21 protein-coding genes and 2 pseudogenes are annotated in these 21,456 nt (G+C 66.7%); 11 read left to right on the forward strand and 12 right to left on the reverse strand.

The window, feature by feature from the left end; genetic code table 11:
• Positions 1 to 535: 535 nt before the first annotated feature.
• Positions 536 to 918, forward strand: a pseudogene (locus tag DN051_RS46845) (hypothetical protein); the annotation flags it as partial.
• Here the strand turns inward: DN051_RS46845 and DN051_RS39315 are convergent.
• The 7 genes from DN051_RS39315 to DN051_RS45405 form a co-directional block, all read right to left on the reverse strand.
• Positions 902 to 1,381 (reverse strand): GNAT family N-acetyltransferase, encoded by a 480-nt coding sequence (locus tag DN051_RS39315; RefSeq protein ID WP_053762728.1) that lies wholly within the window; start codon positions 1,379 to 1,381, stop codon positions 902 to 904. The pseudogene DN051_RS46845 and the gene DN051_RS39315 overlap by 17 nt on opposite strands.
• A 371-nt stretch (positions 1,382 to 1,752) precedes the next feature.
• Complete coding sequence (locus DN051_RS39320) at positions 1,753 to 2,064, reverse strand: hypothetical protein (protein ID WP_107094106.1); 312 nt, start codon at positions 2,062 to 2,064, stop codon at positions 1,753 to 1,755.
• Positions 2,061 to 2,246, reverse strand: a complete 186-nt coding sequence (locus tag DN051_RS39325; RefSeq protein ID WP_053762705.1) for a hypothetical protein — start codon at positions 2,244 to 2,246, stop codon at positions 2,061 to 2,063. The genes DN051_RS39320 and DN051_RS39325 overlap by 4 nt, the downstream gene beginning before the upstream one ends.
• A 922-nt stretch (positions 2,247 to 3,168) precedes the next feature.
• Entirely contained in the window at positions 3,169 to 3,423 is a 255-nt protein-coding gene (locus DN051_RS45395) for a hypothetical protein (RefSeq protein WP_162625104.1), read from the reverse strand.
• A 16-nt stretch (positions 3,424 to 3,439) separates the two neighbouring features.
• Complete coding sequence (locus DN051_RS39330) at positions 3,440 to 3,970, reverse strand: hypothetical protein (RefSeq protein WP_246040775.1); 531 nt, start codon at positions 3,968 to 3,970, stop codon at positions 3,440 to 3,442.
• Between the two features lie 433 nt (positions 3,971 to 4,403).
• Entirely contained in the window at positions 4,404 to 4,544 is a 141-nt protein-coding gene (locus DN051_RS45400; RefSeq protein ID WP_159054245.1) for a hypothetical protein, read from the reverse strand.
• 148 nt (positions 4,545 to 4,692) lie between these two features.
• Entirely contained in the window at positions 4,693 to 4,845 is a 153-nt protein-coding gene (locus DN051_RS45405; RefSeq protein WP_159054246.1) for a hypothetical protein, read from the reverse strand.
• A 10-nt stretch (positions 4,846 to 4,855) separates the two neighbouring features.
• On the opposite strand from DN051_RS45405, the gene DN051_RS39340 reads away from it, so the two are divergent.
• Entirely contained in the window at positions 4,856 to 5,596 is a 741-nt protein-coding gene (locus DN051_RS39340) for a class I SAM-dependent methyltransferase (protein WP_053762707.1), read from the forward strand.
• 79 nt (positions 5,597 to 5,675) lie between these two features.
• Here DN051_RS39340 and DN051_RS39345 read toward each other — a convergent pair.
• A pseudogene (locus DN051_RS39345) lies at positions 5,676 to 6,431 on the reverse strand (ATP-binding protein); the annotation flags it as partial.
• Here DN051_RS39345 and DN051_RS45410 point away from each other — a divergent pair.
• Positions 6,400 to 6,543, forward strand: coding sequence for a hypothetical protein (locus tag DN051_RS45410; RefSeq protein ID WP_162624714.1), 144 nt, complete (start codon positions 6,400 to 6,402; stop codon positions 6,541 to 6,543). The pseudogene DN051_RS39345 and the gene DN051_RS45410 sit on opposite strands and share 32 nt — an antisense overlap.
• A 276-nt stretch (positions 6,544 to 6,819) precedes the next feature.
• Here DN051_RS45410 and DN051_RS39350 read toward each other — a convergent pair whose 3' ends face one another.
• Positions 6,820 to 7,413, reverse strand: coding sequence for a hypothetical protein (locus DN051_RS39350; protein WP_112442838.1), 594 nt, complete (start codon positions 7,411 to 7,413; stop codon positions 6,820 to 6,822).
• Positions 7,414 to 7,851: 438 nt separating this feature from the next.
• Here DN051_RS39350 and DN051_RS39355 point away from each other — a divergent pair, with 438 nt between their 5' ends.
• The 5 genes from DN051_RS39355 (at position 7,852) to DN051_RS39385 (ending at position 13,698) form a co-directional block, all read left to right on the forward strand.
• Entirely contained in the window at positions 7,852 to 8,214 is a 363-nt protein-coding gene (locus DN051_RS39355) for a hypothetical protein (protein WP_112442840.1), read from the forward strand.
• 311 nt (positions 8,215 to 8,525) lie between these two features.
• A complete protein-coding gene (locus DN051_RS39360) occupies positions 8,526 to 9,062 on the forward strand; it encodes a 2'-5' RNA ligase family protein (RefSeq protein ID WP_112441723.1) in 537 nt (178 codons plus the stop codon).
• A 727-nt stretch (positions 9,063 to 9,789) separates the two neighbouring features.
• Positions 9,790 to 10,548: a hypothetical protein gene (locus DN051_RS39370; protein WP_112441725.1), complete on the forward strand. Its 759-nt coding sequence runs from the start codon at positions 9,790 to 9,792 to the stop codon at positions 10,546 to 10,548.
• A 910-nt stretch (positions 10,549 to 11,458) separates the two neighbouring features.
• Entirely contained in the window at positions 11,459 to 11,890 is a 432-nt protein-coding gene (locus tag DN051_RS39375) for a hypothetical protein (RefSeq protein ID WP_159054247.1), read from the forward strand.
• A gap of 1,394 nt (positions 11,891 to 13,284) precedes the next feature.
• Complete coding sequence (locus tag DN051_RS39385; RefSeq protein ID WP_112441727.1) at positions 13,285 to 13,698, forward strand: DUF6086 family protein; 414 nt, start codon at positions 13,285 to 13,287, stop codon at positions 13,696 to 13,698.
• A 465-nt stretch (positions 13,699 to 14,163) separates the two neighbouring features.
• On the opposite strand, the gene DN051_RS39395 is transcribed toward DN051_RS39385, so the two are convergent.
• Together DN051_RS39395 and DN051_RS39400 are read right to left on the reverse strand one after the other, a co-directional pair.
• Positions 14,164 to 14,655, reverse strand: coding sequence for a YfbM family protein (locus tag DN051_RS39395; protein ID WP_112441729.1), 492 nt, complete (start codon positions 14,653 to 14,655; stop codon positions 14,164 to 14,166).
• Positions 14,656 to 14,861: 206 nt separating this feature from the next.
• Positions 14,862 to 15,689: an NUDIX domain-containing protein gene (locus DN051_RS39400; protein ID WP_112441731.1), complete on the reverse strand. Its 828-nt coding sequence runs from the start codon at positions 15,687 to 15,689 to the stop codon at positions 14,862 to 14,864.
• A gap of 450 nt (positions 15,690 to 16,139) precedes the next feature.
• Between DN051_RS39400 and DN051_RS39405 the strand changes: the two genes are divergently transcribed.
• From DN051_RS39405 to DN051_RS39415, 3 genes are all read left to right on the forward strand, one after another.
• Entirely contained in the window at positions 16,140 to 16,388 is a 249-nt protein-coding gene (locus DN051_RS39405; protein WP_246040776.1) for an SDR family oxidoreductase, read from the forward strand.
• A 193-nt stretch (positions 16,389 to 16,581) separates the two neighbouring features.
• On the forward strand, positions 16,582 to 17,115 hold the full coding sequence (locus DN051_RS39410) for a hypothetical protein (protein ID WP_112441736.1): 534 nt from the start codon (positions 16,582 to 16,584) through the stop codon (positions 17,113 to 17,115).
• A 62-nt stretch (positions 17,116 to 17,177) separates the two neighbouring features.
• Positions 17,178 to 20,495 carry a CHAT domain-containing protein gene (locus tag DN051_RS39415; protein ID WP_162625105.1) on the forward strand — a complete coding sequence of 1,106 codons (3,318 nt, stop codon included), beginning with the start codon at positions 17,178 to 17,180 and terminating at the stop codon, positions 20,493 to 20,495.
• Positions 20,496 to 20,503: 8 nt separating this feature from the next.
• On the opposite strand, the gene DN051_RS39420 is transcribed toward DN051_RS39415, so the two are convergent.
• Positions 20,504 to 21,448: a hypothetical protein gene (locus tag DN051_RS39420; protein WP_112441741.1), complete on the reverse strand. Its 945-nt coding sequence runs from the start codon at positions 21,446 to 21,448 to the stop codon at positions 20,504 to 20,506.
• Positions 21,449 to 21,456 lie beyond the last annotated feature (8 nt).

Below are 21,456 nucleotides of genomic sequence, written 5' to 3' on the forward strand. Positions count from 1 at the left end.
TATATCGATGATCCGCGAGGCCCTGCGGATACAAGGCCTCTACAACAACCCGCCTGTACTGCGGAGGGCGTCACCGACCCTCTGGTAGGAGTCGAATCGGTGCTGGGCGTGGCGGGGGCGTTCCTTCGGGTCTCGAACGAAGAGGGCACCGGCTGAGGCAGGGCCGCATCCTCGAAGAAGCCCTCGCCAACGGCGCGGACCCCCCGCCACCTTGCCCACGTCTTCTCCCTCAGTGCCAAGGCCAACCCCCTCCACACCAGCGCAGTGACCGAATCGGAAGCAGAGCAGGCACCGAGCATCCGCTGATCTTGAGGTTCACGCCACGGGTATCCGTCGTCGGCCCACCGGGGTGAAGGCGCAGGGTCTGGCGGATTGGCTCACTTCCGAAGCGCACTGCAAGCAGGAGCGGTCCCTCGTGCGGAGGTGGCCGTGACTGCTTGGCTCCCGGATCATTGCCGTTTGAGAGATGGAAGGACACCATCGGTTTCTCAGAGGTGTCAGTCAGGTAGCCCAGGGTCATGCCGTAGTAGGGATGGACAGTGTCGCGCTTGCCTCGAGCGAATCGTGCGGCGGCTGGAACAAGGCCTTCACAGCCCCCGGCTCTGCGCGGTCGTCGTCGACCGCCTCACCTTCAACGGCACCGTCAACGAGCGTGGCACTGACGCCTTTCGCCTCGTCAGCACGCGAGCCCGGGTTGAGGACCCCGCCAAGGCCGACCAGGCACGCAACCGCCAGAAGCTCGGCTCCCGTGGCGGCCGGCCGCCACGTTTCGACACCGTCGACCACCGTGAGCGCCACGCACTCGAGTGCGGGATTAACCGCCTCAAGAAGCACCGCGCTGTGGCCACGCGATACGACGAACTCGGGGTCTGCTACGAAGCTATCGTCCTCGTCGCGGCCATCAACGAGTGGCTGTGACGTATTGGTCCGATGACAACTCGAACACCCGTACTCGCCGACCGCTGGTGAGATTGACGGTCTCACGGACCGGACGCATCCCCAGTTTGGTCATGATCCGTACGGAGGCGTCGTTGCCCACTTGAGCGATGCTGACGATCCGCTCAAGCCCTCGCTCTTCGAACCCGAACCGCACAGCAGCTCTCGCGGCCTCGGTAGCCAGGCCCTGCCCCCAGTGGGAACGTCCCAGCCGCCAGCCGACCTCGACCGCCGGTAGTACCTCCGGCAGGAAGTTGGGCACGGAAAGGCCGGTGAACCCGGCCAGCTCGCCAGTGGACCGGATCTCCACGGCGAACAGTCCGAAGCCCTGTGACTCCCACTCGTCCTCCCATGCCTGGATCCCACCGCGAGTCTGCTGTTCGTCACGGACGTTGCCGTCACGGATCCACCGCATGACCTCGGGATCGGCATTGACGGCAGCCATGGGCGCAACGTCCTCCTCGCGCCAGCGACGCAGGATCAAACGGGGAGTCTCAAGCGTGACCATCAAGAAATTCTAGATCACAAGTGACTCTCCACCGCCCTCACCAGCCACTTTCGATACACGGCCAGGAACGGTTCAACGCCTCTATGAGCCAGCCACCACCCCGTCATCCATCTCCGGGGAAGTCGGCGATAGGACCGGGCAATCGCCCCTCGCCGACCCCGTCCGGCAGCCGCTGGAACTTGTGCCCGCCGACGCGCATCGTGCGCACGCGGCCCGAGTTCCCACGGGCCTCTGCTCCGTCGCCGCACGCAGTACGAAGCTCGCAGCGCCGGCCGACTGCCGGATCGCCGCGTCACCCGGAGTGTCTCCTACAAGTCGAGAACGGCCCGCAGAGCGTTGTCGACGAGCGTCAACTGCTCCGGGCCGATGTTGCCGTGCAGCGTCGCGGTCTCGAAGCGCGGTGCCGAGAGCTGGAGCAGGTTCACGGCGACGACTGATGCCTCGAGAGGGGAAGTCAGTCGAACGCTCATCGCTGTGTCGGGGTGGGCCGCCGGGGCGTGAAGTACGAGGGCGACCACGGCGCCGTACGCTTCGGCGAGACCGTCCAGGCTGACGATCAAAACGGTGCGTACGCCTTTGCCGGTGTCGACGTCGAACACATCGCCCTTGCGGATGGTCACAGGACGTCGCCCTCGCCCTCAAGGTCGAGGGGCTGGATCATGGCCAGCTTGCGGCCCGCGTCGAGCGTCATCTGCCGACGTACGGCTTTGAGGATGTAGTCGTTCAGCGACGGAGCGTCAGCGGCGGCGTCGCGCAGCGGCTTGTCCATCGCATCGGGAATTCGCAGTGTGATGGCAGTCATGACACCAAATATAGTGGCACTGACGCCGTAGGTACATCCCTTCCTCCCGACTGCCAGTCGCCGGGCCCGCACGGCCCGAGACTGTACAAAAATTGGGCAATCCGGACGCTGGGGTATCGCTCACACGGGCCGCCCCTGGGCGCGTACATCGTCGAGGCGAGGTGCCCGCAGAACGGTGAAGCCGCAGATCGACCCCAGGCGGGCTGCCGATGGCCGGCGATGGTGGTGCCCCGATCAGCCGATGTCCAAGATCACTCCGGTGCGTGGGCCTGCCGCGACCGGTGGCCGCCGTCCCGCTCCTGGCTTGGCCGGGCAGCGGCAGTCACGGCGTCCTGGAGGGCGGCGGCCGACGCCGGGTCGGGCTCCGGCTGGGGGATGGGCGCACGGTGGGCCATCTTTCCGCGCGTGGACAGCCCGACCTCGGACGAAGAGTTCGCCGAGCTCGATGCCGCGCTTGCCGAGGCTTGCGGGTGGCGTCGTCACGCCCTCCGCATAGGGTGCGGCCCGACTGCGCCGCATGAAGCAGAGCGGTGGGACGGTGCGCTTCGTCCGAGACCCACACGGTGGCATCGTCGGCGGGGCGCCCTGCTTTCTGCCAGCCGAGGGCGCCGCAGAGCTGTCCGGCATCGATTCCCGCCTCGCCAACCCTGGCTGCGGCGCCGCCGCGGTAACCACCCCGCTCACCGAAGCGATGTTCGCTCAGGGAGCCGGATCAGTCTGGCTGGAGTACGCCTGGGAGGATCCCGCCGCGTCTACGAGCGCGCTGGCCACCGACGGCAGACACTCCCCTATCTGTCCCAGTCCCGGAACAGCAACCCTTGACGGCACCAACACGCTCGGGGGCGGCCGCCTGCCGCCCCCGAGTTCCCCATGCCCCGCCAGTAGAGACAACCTCCAACTCGGCCGTCGTGACTCCACCGACCTATTGCCGGACTGTGTCCCGATCGTCACGGCCGGTACGGCGCTGCTCCTTGTACAGACGGATTGCCCGACGGGTCATCGTGATCGCGACCCAGGCGAACCCGATCATTTGAATCGCCCCGGAGACGACGTCCCACCACCCGACGGTTGCGCTGGTCACGGCTTCCGCGATGCGTCCCATGTTGACTGGAACGCCTGCGTACAGCACGAGGCATAGAAGTGCGGTCGTCCACCAGCGCTTCGGCCAGTTGGGCATGTCTCCCTCTCCCTGGTCACCATTGAGGCTCATGGCGAGCCCGGTGCCATGCTTCCTCGAAATCGTCGCAGCTGATTTCCAGGGAGGCATACTGCGGGTCGTACAGGTCATAGGGCGGGTTGAACGGCCAGTCCTCCACGCTCGTCTTGACGGCACCGCCGTCCGAGCCGATCTCGACTTGCCGCAACCGCCGGCCGTCCGGACCGAGCTCCATCAGGAGGATCTCTTCGTCGCCGTCCTCCTGCCAGCGCAAGTACACCCGGTCCCGTCCCGCCAGGACGCCGAAACCGGGCTGGCCGCGCTGGGCGCTCCGCCGTTCGCGGAAACTGGACAACGGGTTCGGGTCCGGCGCGTCGAGGTGGACCTCCTCCAAGGCCCCTGCCGTGGCGCGTTCGACGGCTTCCGGGTCTGTGACCACCTCGACCTCGGCGCAGACACGAACGATCTCCTGCGCGGACTCAGCCCACACCCACCACCACAAGCCCCCCATCCCATAGTCGTGAAGGACCAGATAGCGCGTCTTTCGAACCTCACCCGTTTGATTCACAATCCGTGAGCCTATGTCAGCCTCGGGAGGCCTCCACCTCCCCTCCCCCCCCTGGGCAGTCCCTCGCATCCGGTTCGCGCCCTCCGCGATTCCGCAGAGCCAGTTGCACTGAGAACGGCGAGCAGAGGGTTCTCGCAGGACCTGGGAATCCATCAAGCTCAACCCGAGGGGCACAGACATGCTCGGTGCGACAGGACACCCGAGGCCCTCCAGCCCCTTTCCGTCCGGTGCCGAATTCGCCGTCTCCCAGGCTGGGCTCCGCCGCTGATTGAGGTTGCGCTGACGGCCCGTTCCTCCAGTATGAGCAGCGAGGCAGTATCGATGACCGTCGCTTCGCGAGACTGCGGCTGATCCGAGTCGGTCGCTTCATGCTGTCCGACAGCGTTCTTCGGCAGGGGGCCGATCCCGTCGAGGCTTGCTCCCAGAGGTGTTCTCAGCGTCTGCGTCTGCGTTTGATCAGGTTGATGGTGAGGGCGATGGCGGCGGTCGCGGAGAGCAGGATCGCACCGAGTACGACCGTTACCGCCCCTGCGACAGCGAAGATCACCCACCAGTAGTCGTCATCCGATGCCATGAGTCCTCTCTCCGATCACGTGTACTGGTCGTGTGGCCGCAGTTCGCGGGTTGGCGTTTGAGGGCTGTTGCTGGGTGGTTCACACGGCGAGTGAGCTGTCGAGTCGGCCGACCGGGCACCTCGGTGCGCGGGTGGCCATGATGCCTGATCACATGTCGGGCAGGAGCAGCCAGGCCTCCGAGATGACGAGGCCCTGGTCGTGGGTGGTGACGCCGTACGGGCAGCCCAGCGGGATCCGGCGCCAGTTGTGATGAGAAGTGACAACGCTGCGAGCTCTTCCCGGTGTTGGCGGGAAACGCATACTGTGCAGTGTGGCGATATACGACAGCATCGGTGCGACCTACGCTGACACCCGGCGACCGGACCCCCGAATCGCCGCCAGGATTCATCGGGCCCTCGGTGGTGCCGCCACTGTGATCAATGTAGGCGCCGGCACCGGCTCCTACGAGCCGTCACACACGGTGCTGGCTGTTGAACCCAGCTCAGTGATGATCGCCCAGCGCCCAGGCGGTTCCGCACCGGCCCTGGAAGCATCTGCGGAGTCGATCCCACTCGCCGACGACTCGGCCGATGCGGCAATGGCCCTGCTGACCGTGCACCACTGGAGCGACCTGGAAGCGGGCATCGGCGAACTTCTGCGTATCGCCCGGCAGCGGATCGTCGTCCTGGCCTTCGACCCGGACATCAACCACAGGTTCTGGCTGTTGGAGGAGTACTTGCCCGAAGCAGCCGTGTTTGACAACACGCGAGCCGTCTCGGTCGACCGCTTGGCCGCACTGCTGCCAGGCGCCCGCATCGAAACTGTGCCCGTCCCGCACGACTGCACCGACGGATTCCTCGCCGCTTTCTGGCGCCGCCCCGAGGCATACCTCGACCCGGAAGTGCGGTCCGGTATCTCGCTGTTTGCCCAGACCAGCGATGAAGTCATCCAGCCGGGCTTGGCCCGGCTGTCGGACGACCTGTCCTCGGGCCGGTGGTACCAGCGCCATGCCGACCTGCTCGACCGCGAAGCCCTCGATGCCGGCTACAGACTTCTCGTGGCCGACTTGTAGAACCAGACGAGCCGTCTGACTGCACACTCAAGCCTGCGAGAAAGGGCCGGCCACGGCGGTGCGCCAGAAGTGATCCGTTCGCGGCGGCGTCCTGCCCGCAGGCCGCCCTGGTGCTGGCGAGCCGGAAGAACTCGGCGCCGGTCTCGATGATGTTCCCGCCGAAGGTGAGACGGTCGACGATGGCCGCGCAGAGCCGCGGATCCGTGAACGTGCTGCTCCGGCCGCCGAAAGACTTGTTGGAGGCGATGACGACGCTGTTCTTGTCCTCACGTTTCCGTTAGCGCCTGGAACAGCAGTTCGGCGCCCCTGCGGTCCAGCTTCGTACGGCCGAGTTCGTGTACGCGGAGGGGATCGACGCGTCTGTGTCGGGCGGTGGCCTCGGTCAGGATCCTTCTGTCCGCAGTCTCGACGGACTCGTTGACCGGCTTGGTGGCAAGTATGTGGACGGGAGCGGAAGCCGGCCGTGGCGACCTCGGTGGCGAGCGCGATCAACGGGTGGGCCTTGTGTGGTACCCGAGTCGCCGATCAGGCAGAGCGACAAGCCCTTCTTGCCCCACGCGCAGGTCGCCAGGGTGCGAAAGACAGCTGCATCGATGTTCCCGCTGGCCTCGAAAACGAAGGACCGCAGCTACTTCTCTCGCTGGAACTGCGCCGCCTTGACGCGCCGTTCGAAGCGGCGGCGCGCCCGGTCGTCGCACTCGGCCATCAGCAATTCGGCCAGGAAGCCGCGCCAGGACATCTGGTCGAGGGCAGCGGATTCGGCCAGTTCGGGGAACCGGGTTCGGATGGTGGGCAGCCGGAGCATGCGGCACGCCGTCCGCCACTGCGAGCGCATCCCCGGCCTGCTCCAGGTCGTCGGCGAGGAACGCTGTGCAACCGTGACGTCGTCGGCAACCCGCGCCTACCGCACCGGTCTCGCGTTGTTCCCCGTCGGCAAAACTGCTTGACCGTCGGCCCGGGAGGAGAGGACTCGGCCCATGCGGCTCGGCGGCAAGCCCCGCATCGACTCCGTCTTTGAGTCTTCATGCCTGAACGCGCCGTGATCATGCAGCCCGGGAGCATGTCCAGCACCCGCGGCGGGCTGCGCTGTATGGGGCTCTTGGTGGACACCGAACGCTCGCGCATCGCCTTCGGCAGTGACTGCAGCCCGGCTCTGTTCGTGTCCCACAACTATCCCGACACAAGCGCGGCAGGCGTGCCTGGAGACGAAAACGGGACAGGGCTCACGAGAGGGTTGGCCGCAATGGGTGTGATCCGATGCCTCGCTCGCCCGTCAGTATCAAGGGGTTGGGGCTGCCGACGATCTCCGCCAACTCGTCAGCGGCCTCGGGGGTCAGACGGTAGAACCCCTGCAGGCTGGCCGATCTCTCGAGCCGGCCATCTATCACGTACTTCAGACCGCGTGTCTGACCTCGGCGGTTACGCCATGTGAGCCTCGCAAGCAGTTCGCCGGGTATGGGCACATCGAAGCGCACGGGCGTTGCGTCCACGTGCACCGACATGGCGCTGCAGCCACCGGCACCGAGCATCGACCAGTCGTTGTGCCCGGGATACGCGGGGTCCTCCCATGTTCCCGGCGCCGGGCCGCAGCAGTCGCGCCGCTGCATGTCGACCACTCGCATCAGGCTCACCACGAACACCTCGCGCCGGTTGACGTGCAGCGCGAACACCTCGTCCCCCGCACGAGCCCCCGACCACGCGGGCAAGGAAGAATGCGCGCCGCTGAAGGCGACCGGCGGTCGCTCGCCCACGCGGCCCGCCTTGCGCAGGGCACGGCACGTGTCGTGAGTCCACAGGACGGTGAAGGCATCAGACATGCCGTGATCATACGGACGGGCACTGACACTCCCGCTGGTGACAGCGCTCGCGGAGCCCTGACCAAACTGGAATTGCTCCGCACTCGAAGCGGGCCAGGCCATGGTGCGTTCGACGGTCCGGTGGTGGCACCCCCATCGCATGGAGGTCTCGATTTCCCTGCGGGCGACACGGCTGATGATGCCGCGCCCGCGCAGCCGTCACCGCAGGAGGGCGCAGTCGGCGTGGAACTTTTCCGGTCGGCGTCGCTGACGCTCGCGGCTCGACCGGATCGGCGCTATGTCCCTGACCGGGGGATCAGCGCTCTCGCTGTCGGGTCCATTGAAACCCAGGAGATTTCGACAGAAGGGGGCAGATCTGTCCTCTCTGTAATCAAATGGATCTTCGATCCCAGCCGCATGAGATGACGACTGAAGTCGCTGGTGGAATACGGTGAGAGGGTGAACGAGAGCCTGCCTGACGACGTTGCCGACGTGCTGGCCGCAGTCCTGAACGGGGACACCGCGGTTCGTATCGCACTTCGAAGCCAGGTGCCGCACCTGAGTGTGCGAGCGCGCTGCACATGCGGATGTGGCACCGCCTACTTCGAGCTGGATGCGAGCAAGGTGGACCCTGCGCCCACCGGCCCCGGTACGGTCGTGGCGGCCGAAGTGCAGCTTGTCACCGAAGCCGGCGAGTGCCCAGGTGAGGTCCTGGTCTTCACCCAGGGCGGCTACCTGTCGTGGCTGGAAGTCTGTTCATGGAGCGACGACATCGCAGTGTCACTGGCCGCCGCGCGCCACTGGTTGCAGACACGTTCTTGATCCCGGACGACGGGCGCCGAGTGGGCTCGGCGACACCTTTGGCATGACGCATTCAAGTTCAGTACTGGCTCTCTGACTTCGCGTGGCTGTACCACGCAAGCGGAGCCGGAACCCTGCAGCCGACGGACCCTTGGTCATCGGTTCCGGCGGCCTGTGGTGATCCTTGGCCGTGTGGATCTCCGTGGGGGCGGCAGTCATGTTCCGGCGTCGACGGCTCCTCGCTTGGCGGGTGCCGCGTATCTCGGTTCGCTCGTGGTCACGGAAGCGTGGTGGGTGCTGTTGTCGGCCCTTGGGTGGCAGCATGCGGTGTCATGGCAGACGACGGCAACGGGTTTCGGGACGGCCAGACGGGGTTGATCGTCAGGGTCCGGGAGGCGGAGCCGGCTGTTCGTGTATGGCGTGAGCGGTTTGATTCGTCAGCCCGGGCAGGGGTGCCCGCGCATGTCACGGTGCTCTTCCCGTTCCTTGACGAGAGCCGCATCGATACGCATGTCTCCTCGTCGCTCGCTGATGCGTTCGGTAGCCATCACATCTTCGACCTACATTTTGAGCGCTGCGGCCGGTTCCCGGGGGTGCTCTATCTTGCTCCTGAGCCAGACGCCCTGCTGCGGCGGCTCACTGAAGCGGTCGTCGACTGGTGGCCCGAGGCCCCTCCCTATGGGGGCCGGTTCACGGAGATCGTGCCCCACCTGACCGTCGCTGACGGTCAAGGCGATGCAGCGCTGGATGAGATTGAGGCTGATCTGCTCGGCAAACTGCCCGTCTCGTCCCGGGTTTCGTCCGTTGACCTCATCGCGCATCACGGCGCGATGTGGCAAATGCGGGCGTCGTTCGCACTGCGTGAATGAACAGACCGTGAGCTAGACCAGCGCGCTGCAGCGGGCTGCGGAGCGGCATGAGGACGTCCCTGAGCGGGCTTCGGTCCTTCACCTGCTGCGGCGCCCGCCCCACCACGGCAGGATGGGCGGTAGATCGCTGAGCCCGCGAGCGGGCCGCTTCGGCATGGGAGTCTCGCCGTCGTCGCCGTCCCAGCGGCGTGCGTACTGGTCGCGGAGGTTCCCCGGAGAATGTGAACAGGTGCAGGTGATTCAGGTCCCAGCGGGCAAACGCGAGATCGACAGCTGTCGCGAACTGGGCGTAGGAATGCGAGCGCGCGGCGGCGAAGATCCGGCCGGGGCGAGGCCACAAGTCCCCACCGTGCCTGGAGACCAACTCCACCCGGATGGACAGCCAGGTACGCACCATGTTCACGTATCGAAGCGACGGTGCGGTGCTGCCCGCGCTGGTCGGGGGGCCGGTGCTGATCCTGACAGGGACAACGTTCACGGGGTGAGTCGCCGTCTTGCCGACTGGCGAGACTGTTCGGATGTCGCGGTGAATCGCGGGGAGGTCCTGCCTCGTAGGCTGTTTCTGTAGGTCAGGTCACCTCAGCAGGTTGGGTGGGTGGGAGAACGGGATTTGATTGTTCACGACTTCGAGAGTCGGCTTGGGTGCCGCCGATGTGACGGATGTCGATGAGTTCGGGTGTCACTGATGATGATCAGACACGCCGTCACTTCTTGTCATACTCTTCAAATGGAGACGCAAGCCATGGCGGATGCGCGGCGTTGGCTCGCCGAGCGGGGCGTTGTCGAGGCGGGTGACGGGTGGGTCGACGTCGAGGGGCCGGACCGGCCGCTCACCGCCAACGAGGTCGCGCACTCCTGGGCTGGAGAGGTGTTTACCGACGAGGGCTTGGACGTGTCCGAGCAGGTGCAGCTGGCTTTTGGGCTGCTGGACCTCCTCGATGACTACTGGGTGACGTGCGAGATCCGGTTCGCGGACCGGGGATCGCAGGGGCCTTTGCCCGCCGACGTGCTCTGGGACGGCTATCGCCGACGGCTGGAGGCGGATCGGGATGCCGATGCCGTCACCTACTCGCTGTGGGCCGACTGGTTCGAGGATCGCGAGACCGCCGCGACGGCATTTGCCGAGGTGCTCGGGAACGACGTCGGCCACGTCGTGGCGGAGGAATCGGATGCCCCGCTCCGCCGCGCCGGGCGGGTTCTGGCCTGCGCGGGCCCCGTGCCATGGCCCGTCAAACAGAAGGCGTACGACATCGCCGTGCGGTTGCCCGCCTTGCACGGGTCGCTGTTCAAGGGCCTCCTGGCCGGCTATCACGATGTCTATGGCGACCTCGAGCCGATGGCAGCACTGGCCCTGCTTGAGCGACTGCGACTCCCGGCGGGTACCCCGTTCCTCGCGGAACTTCGGTCCGTGCTCGCCGCGGGACACCGGAACCACTACCGCAGTCCTCAGGCCTGGGACAACGTGGCGCAGCCCTCGAAGGAGTAGTCGCAGCCCTGCCCGGCCTGGGGGCCACGAAGAATAGCTTCGGCGATGACGGGGCGGGTGGCGGTGTACCGGCCGGCGGCGGTCTATACGGCGAGCAGGGTCAGGAACACCGCGGCGTACACGCTCATGCTGCCGTTGTCGGCGGTGGCGAAGACGGGGAGTCAGACGCAGATGTTGTCGCCGCCGGTGACGAGGGTCATCGCAGCAAACTTTAGGATCTCCGGGCGCCCGCATTGGCCTCCTCCTCCTCCTCGGGGTAGTTGAAGTGCCGCCACGTCTGCACTGGCGCTGTGATGACGAGCATGAGTGGCAGGAGGCTGAGGTAGGGGATGGCGGACTCGGGCAGGAATCGAACTTCTCGACCTGCTGTGCAGCTCCGGCGCCCCGAAATCCTTCACCTACCGGTCCGCGCTGCACCCCAACGAGGTCAAAACGCCTGCCTGCGTTATACGTTCATTGAGAAAGTCCCAGGCCTGACAGAACGCCACCAGCAAGTCAGTACTGAACTACGGAGCTGGCTCCGAGAAATCGCGGCAGCATCGGGCGGCTGGGCCGCCGCAAGGCAGTGCAGGCAACTCTCGTGCCCGGCAGGCGAACGAGACTGTCGCGGCTGATCCACACGCCAGCGGTACCTGAACGGGCAGCACGGGTGTTGGGGGGTGGACGAGTACTGCCCCGGGGCAGCCGACTTGGTCAGCACCGCCAGCTCGGCACGGTCGTCCTCGTTGACCAGGGCGACCGTGCCCGACGCCCACGCGGGCGAGAAGGCGCCGGGACTGGTCGGCGACAACCTCCACCCTTTCCGCAGATGGGTGCACAACATGTGTCACGTACCTTGACGTGTGTTGTGCACCTGCCACAAGATCATGCACACCATCCAACAGCGGAAGAATCAAGGTCTGATATGTCCGTGCGTCGTGTTGTCGGCATGGCCGCTTCGGCGGTCCTCGCAGTTCCGCTCGTCACGCTCACTGCAACTCCCGCACAAGCGCTGACCTGCGACGGCGCTCACGTCGGGGTGTACGCCACCGTCCGCACTGTCGGACCGGTGTACACGCCCACCGATGGGGGCGGGACCACCATCAAACTGGAGTTGAAGAACGAGCGTGTCAGCGACTGGTCTCACGCCCTCATCACACAGGGGTATGTGTCGGGCGCATCCATGCGTGTCTGGGTCGAGCGCTCCTCGAACAATTCGACCTGGAGCGCGTGTTCCAAGACGACTGGCTACAGATCTCTGGAGGCCAACAACATCAAGTACTACATGCGGGCCTGCATGGACTACCTCTACAACAGCACGCGGTTCGGATTCTGCACAAGCAGCTACTACGACAACGACTGATCGAGGAGGCCCGCGCCTTGGCTCTTGATCGTAACGGTCAGTTGTACCTGAAGTGACCGGTGAGGGCATCCCGGCCGACTCGACCTACTGCCACTCCCTGTTTGACTCGCGCACAATGTCGAGTCGGCCAAGAAGAAGCGGAGGAGCAGTCGGTACGGGATAGGTGTCGAGGATGTGTGATGCACAGCGGTGCGTTCAGGGCAGTCGCCCGTGGCAGGCCGCCGGCGACCGCTCGGAGTTCCTGGCGGTCAGTCGCGTCGGGAGCCTTACTGCGGGGCGTCAGGATCGGCACCCCGCCCCAATTCCACAGGCAGGCCTGCCATATCGCTCGGGGGTGAGCAGGGCGGGCCTGCCTCTGGCAGGTAGCCTGCAGCGTCGCTGGCGGGCACGGTGCCCCCAGGCGATGCGGGCGGGCTCCCACTGACCATCGGCGTCCGGTAGCGAAGACACGCTACGGGGTGAAGGGACGACGGGGACGCCGACCTGGCGTGCGGCGGGGCGGTCGGCGCGGACAGCGTCGGTGATGGCGGTGGCGGTGGCGATGAGGTAGTGGCTGTCGTAGACGCTGACGGCGTTGGTGAATAGGTGCTGGAGGTGGTTGATGAAGGTGTCCGCGAGCTGGTGTTGCCGAGCGAGGTATTGGGTTGTGTGAGGGCTGAAACTGCGACGGTCCTGATGTGAGCGTGGTTTTGGGAGACAAGTGCAAGTTCGCCGTTTAGGTCGGCGAGCTGGACCAGCTGTGCCGAGTGGACCTGTGGGCAGCCGGGGTTTGGCTGACCTGCGACGACAACGTGGTTTTTGTCCCGCAGTTCCGCCGTGATGTGCTGGATACGGCAGCTTGGCTGCGTTCCGGTGGGGGGCTCCCCTCTGCCGTTCGCCGGCTTGCCTCCGGAAGCCACGCACCGGCGCCTCATGCTCTGTGCACGGGCCGACGATGAGACCGAGGCCGATTAATAGCTGCGCAGCCAGTTTGAGGCGCTGCGCTGGGGGCCTGCGATCGACAACGTGACGACCCACCTGTTCCGAAACGTGGACCGTTTGGTCATCACATGCGAGTTCTGGTGTGAGGAACACCTCCTCAACGGCCCCAGGCGTGCGCACCAGGTGTACACGGTGGAGATCCCGACTCATGAGTTCGTGAGCATCCTTGAGGACCTTGCAGCTGTCCTTGACGACGCTCCAGCCACGACAGTCCGTGATCGGCTCGGCCGAGAGGCTTCGGCTGTAGGCACAACGCAGAACGTCGAGGTTGGATTCCGAGTGTCACCGATTCATGAGTAGTTCGATTCTTGCGGGTTGCTCGGATGCTTCCCGAAGTGGGGCCCGGCTAACTACCCGTGGAGGGCTGACTGACCGTAATATCGAGCCCCTATGACCAGCAGTGAGGGGCCGACGTGAGCCAGTACTACAAAATGGGCGACCGAACTCTGTGGAACCCGTCCAACGGGGCGTCCCGGCTGTTCATGAGCCATGCCACCGTCTATCAAGCCGAAGTGGGCCTGCCATCCGGCATCGGCTCCATGGAAGCGGACGAGTGTCAGATCGACCCCATCGCGTTCGCAGTGTTTGTCGACGCTCTGCTCGCCTGGCATAGCAATACCAGACACGCCGTCATGGTCACCCTGTCCGAAGGGTTCGTTGCCACGGTGCTGGCCTTGGCTGAGAAGGCGGACATCCAGGTGGACTGGCAGGCTGCCGAGCTCGCCGAGAACGGCTATCTCAAGACGGCTTCGGATCCCCATGCGAAGGAGTGGACAGCGGTACTGCAACAGAAGTCACGTGAACTCACCCGGCACGTGGCAGGCTGAGCCCCGTCTGCCAGCACCCGTTGCAGGTTCGCCAGCGTCGTCCCATGTGGACAGGAGGACACGCTTGGTAGGAGATCGAAGCCTGCCCGGCCGAACATCTGGCGGTGGGGCTTTTTGACCCGGTTGACATGGCCTTTGACGACGCCGGAGCTCCAGGGCAGCGTGAGGCCAGCGGCACCGCGATATCCGCGGCCGACGGAAAGAGCAGTTCTTCCAGCCGGAGCACCGTCTCCTTCGCGGACTCGAACTCTGAGCCCGTCCGAGGTCGCCACTGATGAATTTCAGGCTATTTCCCGACGGCCAGGATGGCCTCCAACTGTCACCCACGGTGCACGCCTCTCGGAGAGAGTCAGGACCTCGAATTGACCCCTTATTTCCGGTCTGAGTCGGCCCCCATCGGATGGCTGAAAGGGTGCCGGTTTCGGCCTGGAATGGCACCGGAGTCCGGTTCGAGGCAGTTCCGGTCTACTGGTCAACGGTGAAGATCGCTGCTCGGCCGTCCTGCGCTGCCGTCCGGTAGAAATCCTTGAGCCCAGGCAGGGAGGCCAGGGTGTAGGCGACGTCCTCTGCGTCGCCATTTCCTTGGTAGTCCTCGAAGGTGAGGGTGGTGAATCGGTCCCGCAGCCACTGCTCATCGAGGGGTCCCAGGGCTTTCGCGATCTCACGGACTTGGTCCGGGTTGACGTAGGAGACGATGTAGTCGTCGCCGTCATGCAGCAGCCGTCCTCCGAGGATGACGTGGGACTGTGGGAAGTCTCCGTTGTCGTAGGCCAGGCCGCCGTCCGTCAGGCAGCGGTGCAGCGCGTCCCAGGACTTGTCGAGTTCGCAGAGTTGGTCGAGCTCCCAGCGTTCTTCGATATTCTCAACGAGTTTCATGACCTCGTCGTCGTCCTGGGCGGCCAGCAGACGTTCAGCGTCGACGGCGTCCAGGGCGAAGAGCACTGCACGGCAAGCCATCGTGTTCTCCCGAGCCTCGTGAAGGTTTACTCGGCGGGATCCAACCACACGCTCGGTGGTGACGTGTGCGAGGTGCCCCCCAGGTCAGCTGTTCTGGAATGGGCGGCATGTAGGCGCGGGCCAGTTGGCGCTGGCCGTAGACCTTCCAGGCTTGGGTGTTGATGTCCTCGACGCGCACGATGCCTCCTGGACGGATGTGTTGGGGCTCAGGTGTGCGTGATGAGGTAGGCGGGGCCTTCGCCGCGCCGGGCTCGTTCGATGGCGTCGAGACGGGCGTAGGCCCGCGGCGTCATCAGCTCCTGCCAGGTGGCGAGGTCGTGGATTGCCCACATGTCGTGCTCGGCGGGATCGAGTCGGACCCGGTCGAGTTGGTTCGCGGTCAGCCGTCCTCCATCGAAGATGAGTCCCACCTTGTTCAGCGGCAGGCGGGACCCAGCGTGCAGGAAGTGCGTCAGGAGGAGCCTCGGTGTGTTCTGTCCGAGGTCGAGGCCGGTCTCTTCGAACGCTTCGCGGCGCGCGGTCTGCAACGGGTCCTCTCCTTGAGTGTCCAGGTTGCCGCCCGGCAACTGCCAGAGGCGCGAGCCGTAGACCGAGCGCAGTTGGACCGGCCGGTCACGCTCGTCTCGGACATACAGGCAGCCGTACACCGTGTGGTGGGGGACGGTCTGCGCATACTGCGTGGGCGTCATCGGCATGAGGCGGCCCGGCCGTGCAGGGCGGTGGTCGAATTCGAGGGCGAGGACGCCGAGAGCTTCCTTGGCCGGCGGGTAGATGCTCCGGAGGCTGGCGAGCAGCTCTCCGGGCGGCCCGTTCGGGTCGATGCGCGCGGGATCCTCCGAGCCGAGCAGATCCTCGAAGGAGGGGTATGGGGTGATCCGCCGCACGATGACGTCGAGTTTCCGGCCGTTGTCGCGGTTGTGGAAGACGACCGCTTCGCCGGGTGCGATGTCGCGCTTCTGCGGGGTGGCCACCCTCACTTCGATCGTCTTGCGGCCCGCTTCCACTTGGCGGTAGTACCGCGGGAGCAGGTGCATGTGGTGCTCCCGCTGTTCATCTCCTGTCGCCGGACTCGGGACGGCTGGGATCGCCTGTTCGGTGTCGTCAGGCACGCGTGCCTCCGATGGATGCGGTGCAGTCCGTTGCGGTCTTTGGGCCTCGGAAGATGAACCGGGTGGCGCTCCGTGAATCCTCGCCCAGTACGAGTACCACCGTCTCCGACGCGGCCACCACGTGACTCCGTGGAGACGCCGGCGCCACGGTCACGGCCCCACGCCGCCCGCGCCCGCCCGCGCACTGGGCTGTTCCCGCCGGCGAGGGACCAGCGAAAGACACATGACACAGCTCCTGTTCGAACAAGTCAACGTGAGCCGAGATCGTCGGGTGGTTTAGACGCTCGACTACGAAGTGGGTGATCCGGCCGCGTCTCCGATGCGGCCGGGCAGCTGCACGGAGCGCTGCGGGAGGCTGCCCGAGGGCTGACGCGGGTGGCGGCGCGGGAGTGGGGCGCGTACGGGATCCGAGTGGACGTCGTGTGCCCGGCCGTGCTGAGCCCCGCGGCCGAGGCGCACTTCGCTGACCATCCGGAGGAGGCTGAACATGCAGTGGGCGGCGTCCCGTTGGCACGGATGTGTGACTCGGAGACGGACATCGGCCGGGCGACGGCCGCGTTCGTCAGCGACGTCACGGCCTGTCTGCCGGTTGGGACGTTGATGCTCCAGGGCGCCGCAGGTTGATCGGCCGATGTGGCCGTCACTCTGCGATCCCGGCCGTCGCCTCGTCCGCTGATGCGTCTCTGTGTGGAATCATTTGACTTTAATGGACCCCTTTTGACGCATTGACAGAACTTTGTTGAAGTTGGGTATGTCTAAGGCTTGTTGTGCGTCATAGTGGTGAAATCGTGATGGCCGTCGCACGGGGGGATAGGCGATGGAGTTCTTCTTGCTGCTCGTTCTCGGTGGATTGGTGTGGCTGGTGGTGGCCGCTGTGCGCAAGACGATGTCGCCGGTCTCGCCGGGGCGGAGCCGTGACAGTGAGGCCAGGGGGGTGCGGACATCACCCGTCCCTTTGCGTAGTGCCGAACCCCGAGACATCCCCCCGCTTTTTCCCGATTTCTACCACGGCGTCCTGTTTGCCGTGGGCAAGGAGCCGTCACCGCAGAACCTGCTCGCGCTCATCGAGTACGTCGGGCAGATGCTGGCCATCAACGCCGTGATGTGGTTCCAGCAGACTGGCGACACGGACGCCCACGACCGGTTCATGGAGCTCCGCGTGGACGACGACCGGAAGCTCGAGATGCTCCCGGACGACATGATCGACTTCCTTTGGGCCTGGCGGCCGTCGACGCACCAGGCGCTGCGCGACTGGATGCCCGAACTGGAGCAGATGCTGACCGGCCCGGACAGCAGATTGTGGAACTTCGGCGACGAACTCCCCTTCGGCATCTGGGAGATGGAGGATTGAGCGCGGTGCCCGGCCCTTCCGGGGCGCACGAAGCACTCGCTGTCGCGACAGCGCTGGCTCGGGTGCGTGAGCGCTTAGAGCGGTTCCGTGCCGGGGACACGGAAGCTGTCCTCGAGGACCAGGCATCCCAGGAAGCCGCACAGGCCGTGGCCGTACGCCCCACCCCGGAAGGCGTCGCCGCGGTGGCCTGGCTCTACCAGTACCGGGCGCTCGCCGTCGGCCGGCTCGGGCTCGACGGGGAGGACGCCCAGCTGGCGTTCACCCTCTTCGGCAAGGTCGCCGGAGTGCTCCCGCGGGAACTGCCGCCCCATATCGCCCACGGCCTGGCCGTCGTCCGAGCGGATCCTCACGATCCTCTTCACGGCCTGCAGCGGATGGTGACCGAGGCCGAGGAACGGCTGGAAAGCAGCGAGGCCTCCGGCAATGCCGAGGTGATCGACAACGCCATCGCGATACTCACCCGGGCACTCGACGCATGGCCCGAGCAAGGGCACGGACGACACGACGCCCTCGGGCTGCTGGGCAGTGCGCTGCGCCGCCGCTACGCCTTCCACCCCTCAGAGCCGTGGCGCCTGGAGAGCGCCGTCACGGTCCTCACGGAAGCGGTGGCCGCCGTCCCCACCGGAGACCTGATCGGCCACAGACACGCCCACAACCTCTGCTCCGCATACCTCGACCGGTACGACTCGACGGGCGACCTCCGCGATCTGGAGGCCGCGCAACAGGCCAACGCCCAGGCGCTGCGCCTGGTCGTGGGGGGTGACCCCGAGCGCGTTCGACTGCTCACCCAGCGGGCTGACGTGCTGCGCTCACACACCTCGGCGGGCGCGGATCACAGTCTGCTGGAGGAGGCCGTGACGCTGTGCCGGGAGGCCGTACGGACGGTGTCCCCGAAGAACCCCAACTGGTCCGACGTTCACGCGACGGCCGCGAACGTTCTCGGTGACTGGTATGTGCACGGGCATGACCTGGACGTCCTGGACGAGGCGATCAGCTGCGCAAATACGGCGGTGACCGGGATACCGGAGGAGGACGACAGGGACTCCGCGCTTGCGACCCAGGGCCGGCTGCTCATGCTCCGGGCCCGGCAGACGGGGGAGAGCACCGACCTCGCGGCCGCGGAAGGCGCCCTCGCCAAAGCTGTCCATGGCCTGCCGCCGGGTCACACCTCGCGCACCGCGTACCAGAGCGACCTCGCCGACACGCTGTACGAGCGACACCGCGCCACCGGTGACCAGGCCTGTCTGCGGGAAGCGCTTCAGCACGCCCGCCAGGCCATCGACGCAGCTGCCGAACGCGGCACGGTCGCCTCCGCGCTGTTCAACAGCCTCGGTCGCATCCTGACAGCGTGCTACGACACCACCGGCGATCCGACATACCTGGCCGAGGCCGTCGAACGGCTACGGCAGGCGGAGGAGCAGTCGCCGCCGGGCAGCAGGATTCGCGGCGTCTGCCTGCTGCACCTCGGTAACGCACTCATGCTGCAAGCCGCGCTCGCCGTCCGAACGGCTGAGCGCAATCAGACGTACGCCGAGGCCACGGATGTACTGCACGCGGCAGTGGACGCCCTGCCGCCCGGCCCGGACCGGCACCTCGCGCTCAACAACCTTGCCATGCTGGTACGCAGCCAAGGCGGCGACGACGCCATGGAGGCACTGCACCGGGCTCACCGCGGCCTCAGGGAGATCCTCGCTTCCGCTGCACCGGACAGCCAGGCCCAGGAACTGGCGGCACTGAACCTGGCGTTGAACCTCCTGGACGAGTACGAGGCCGATCCGGACGGTGACGGGCCGCTGCGTGAGGCGGAGGAACTGCTGCGCACAGCACACCGGCGGCAGAGGCCCGGTCGGCACGCGTACGCCACCGTGGCCCGTGAACTCGCCCGTTGCGTCGCCCTGCGGTCCGCGGCCGGTGGGCGGAGCGGTCCGCACCCCGAAGCCGTCGCGCTGCTGCGCGCGGTCGTTTCCGCGGGCGACGGCTGCTCGCTCGGTAACCGTGCCTCCGCGGCCACCCAACTGGGCGGCCTCTACGCCGACGCGGGCGAGTGGACCGCCGCCCAGGAGGCCTACACGGAAGGGATCGAGCTGCTCGCCAGGGCTGCCGCGCCCGAGCGCGGCCGTGCCGCTCAGGAACACAACCTCGGTGCCTTCTTCGGCCTCGCCTCGGACGCCGCCGCGTGCGCGCTGGGCGCGGGCGACCCCGTGCGCGCTGTCGAGTTGCTGGAGAAGGGCAGAGGACTCCTGCTGCCCGCTCGGTCTCCGGGCTCGAGTGCCGATGCGGCGCGCCCTGTCATGGACGGTCGCACGGTGGCCGTCATCAACACCGGCCGACACCGCTGCGATGCGCTGATTGTGCGCGACGGGACAGTCACGGTCGTCCCGCTGCCGAGGCTCACGCACAGCTCACTCATCCGCCAGGCCGGCACGTTCCTGTGGGCCGTGCAGCGTGCCCAGGATCCCCGCTGCCCCCGTGAGGACCTCTATAAGGCGCAGCAGGTAGCGGTTCCGGCAGTCCTGCGCTGGCTCTGGCACTCCACGGTACGTCCGGTGCTCGATGCCATCGGCCTGACCGCACCTCCTGCCCGGGGCGTGCCGTGGCCGAGGATCTGGTGGTGCCCGACCGGGTTGCTGTCCTTCCTCCCGCTGCACGCGGCGGGGGAGCACCGCTCTCTGTACGACGGGTCCGTCGGCGACGGCGCATTTGACCGTGTCGTCTCCTCGTACGTCCCTACGCTGCGCACCCTCGCCGATGCCGCCCGGCAGCCCAGGGGGGTACGCGGTCCCGCGGAGGGGGGTCTGCTCGTGGTGGCTCCAGAGGCTCCGGGCACGGCCGCGCTGCCCCAGGTGCCGCGTGAGGTCGCAGCGATCCGGGAGCAGCACCCTGGCAGCACCGTGCTGTTCGGTGCCGAGGCCACGAAGGAGCGGATCCTGGACGAGGTTCCGCGGCACTCCTGGTTCCATTTCGCCGGGCATGGGACGCAGAACGTTGAGCTCGCGGACAGCGCGACTCTGCTGCCCCACGACTACACGTCCGGCGGGCAGCGGATCGGACTGTCCGACCTGGCCCGTCTGCGCCTGGGCAGAGCGGAACTCGCCTTCCTCTCGGCCTGTCAGACCGCAGTGGGCCAGCTCACTCTGGCGGACGAGCACACCCACATCGCGGGACTGCTGCAGTCCATCGGCTTTCCGCACGTCGTCGCCACCCAGTGGACGGTCCGGGACGGGGCGACCGCGGCCGTGGCCGCCGAGTTCCACCGGTTGGCGGCCGCGCACGGCAGCGCGTTCGACCCGGCGCCCGCGCTGCACGCCGCGGTGCGGGAGGTCCGGAACGCGCAGCCCGAACCGTACATTTGGGCGCCCTTCCTGTACTTCGGACCCTAGACCGTGGTTCAGCCGCCGATGTCGAACACGAGAGCCGGATCGTCGGAACCGCGGTACACATGGGCTGTCAGTCGAAGCCCGGCACGCGGTTCGTCCGCGGCGGTCGCTGGCAGGGGATGGCGGAGCGCGCGGTACAACTGCTGGCGATGCAGGTCGAACGCGACCTGCAGCAGGATCGCGTAGTCCTGGCAAGCACGTGGCAGCCGCCATCTCCACGCGACGAGCAGGGGCAGCAGAGCAAGCAGAGCCCAGGGAGTCCAGTACACGGCGGGCAGCACCAGCAGCGACCACAGTCCCGCGGCGACGGAGTCGTCCAGCCGCTGACGGGCGGTCGAGAGCTCATGCTGCAGCGGCTCGGGCAGCAGGGTCCAGAGATGGGGCCACACGAGCACCGCGTCCAAGCCGTACTTGTGGTGGGGTTCGGCCTCGGCGGCCCGCAGGATATTTCCGACCCGGGTCGGCATGGTCAGTGCCGGGTCGCGGGGGCTCCAGTGGAGCCTGGCTTCCAGTCTGCCGTACTCGGTGCGCTCCGATGCGGAAAGCGGCGGCTGCGCGGCGGTCGACGGGTCGTCCTCCAGTCGCGCGTACAGTGCCCTCCACGCGGCCGAGTCGGCAACGCGCCGCCGAGTGTGTCGTGCGCACAGCCACCCGCTTACGGGGGACAGGATCCGGGGCCAGTAGCCCTCCAGCAGCCGCAGCGAGGGAAATATCAACTGACGCATGAGCACGCCGGATCCCGTGACCACCACCAGCGCCACCAACAGCAGCGTGATCTGTTCACCGGGGCGCATCGCCCCCACGGTGTCGAGCCTCGCTGCCAGGGCCTGGCGGGGCCGCGGCTGTCCTGCGGCCCAGGCCAGCACCAAAGCCAGGCAGTACACCGCCGCGGCCAGACCCGTGGCCAGCCACCGCTCGACCAGCTTTCCTGCGGCCGCGTTCCAGAAGACCGGCACGTCGACTC

It is taken from the genome of Streptomyces cadmiisoli, from assembly GCF_003261055.1.
GTDB lineage: Bacteria > Actinomycetota > Actinomycetes > Streptomycetales > Streptomycetaceae > Streptomyces > Streptomyces cadmiisoli.

What these genes read in the sequence shown, in the direction of transcription:
- DN051_RS39325 (WP_053762705.1), bottom strand. Translation starts at nt 2,246, where the DNA reads ATGACTGCCATCACACTGCGAATTCCCGATGCGATGGACAAGCCGCTG.
- DN051_RS45405 (WP_159054246.1), bottom strand. Translation starts at nt 4,845, where the DNA reads ATGCGTTTCCCGCCAACACCGGGAAGAGCTCGCAGCGTTGTCACTTCT.
- DN051_RS39370 (WP_112441725.1), top strand. Translation starts at nt 9,790, where the DNA reads ATGGAGACGCAAGCCATGGCGGATGCGCGGCGTTGGCTCGCCGAGCGG.
- DN051_RS45395 (WP_162625104.1), bottom strand. Translation starts at nt 3,423, where the DNA reads ATGCCCAACTGGCCGAAGCGCTGGTGGACGACCGCACTTCTATGCCTC.
- DN051_RS39315 (WP_053762728.1), bottom strand. Translation starts at nt 1,381, where the DNA reads ATGGCTGCCGTCAATGCCGATCCCGAGGTCATGCGGTGGATCCGTGAC.
- DN051_RS39400 (WP_112441731.1), bottom strand. Translation starts at nt 15,689, where the DNA reads ATGCACCTGCTCCCGCGGTACTACCGCCAAGTGGAAGCGGGCCGCAAG.
- DN051_RS39410 (WP_112441736.1), top strand. Translation starts at nt 16,582, where the DNA reads ATGGAGTTCTTCTTGCTGCTCGTTCTCGGTGGATTGGTGTGGCTGGTG.
- DN051_RS39350 (WP_112442838.1), bottom strand. Translation starts at nt 7,413, where the DNA reads ATGTCTGATGCCTTCACCGTCCTGTGGACTCACGACACGTGCCGTGCC.
- DN051_RS39395 (WP_112441729.1), bottom strand. Translation starts at nt 14,655, where the DNA reads ATGGCTTGCCGTGCAGTGCTCTTCGCCCTGGACGCCGTCGACGCTGAA.
- DN051_RS45410 (WP_162624714.1), top strand. Translation starts at nt 6,400, where the DNA reads ATGCGGCACGCCGTCCGCCACTGCGAGCGCATCCCCGGCCTGCTCCAG.
- DN051_RS39360 (WP_112441723.1), top strand. Translation starts at nt 8,526, where the DNA reads ATGGCAGACGACGGCAACGGGTTTCGGGACGGCCAGACGGGGTTGATC.
- DN051_RS45400 (WP_159054245.1), bottom strand. Translation starts at nt 4,544, where the DNA reads ATGGCATCGGATGACGACTACTGGTGGGTGATCTTCGCTGTCGCAGGG.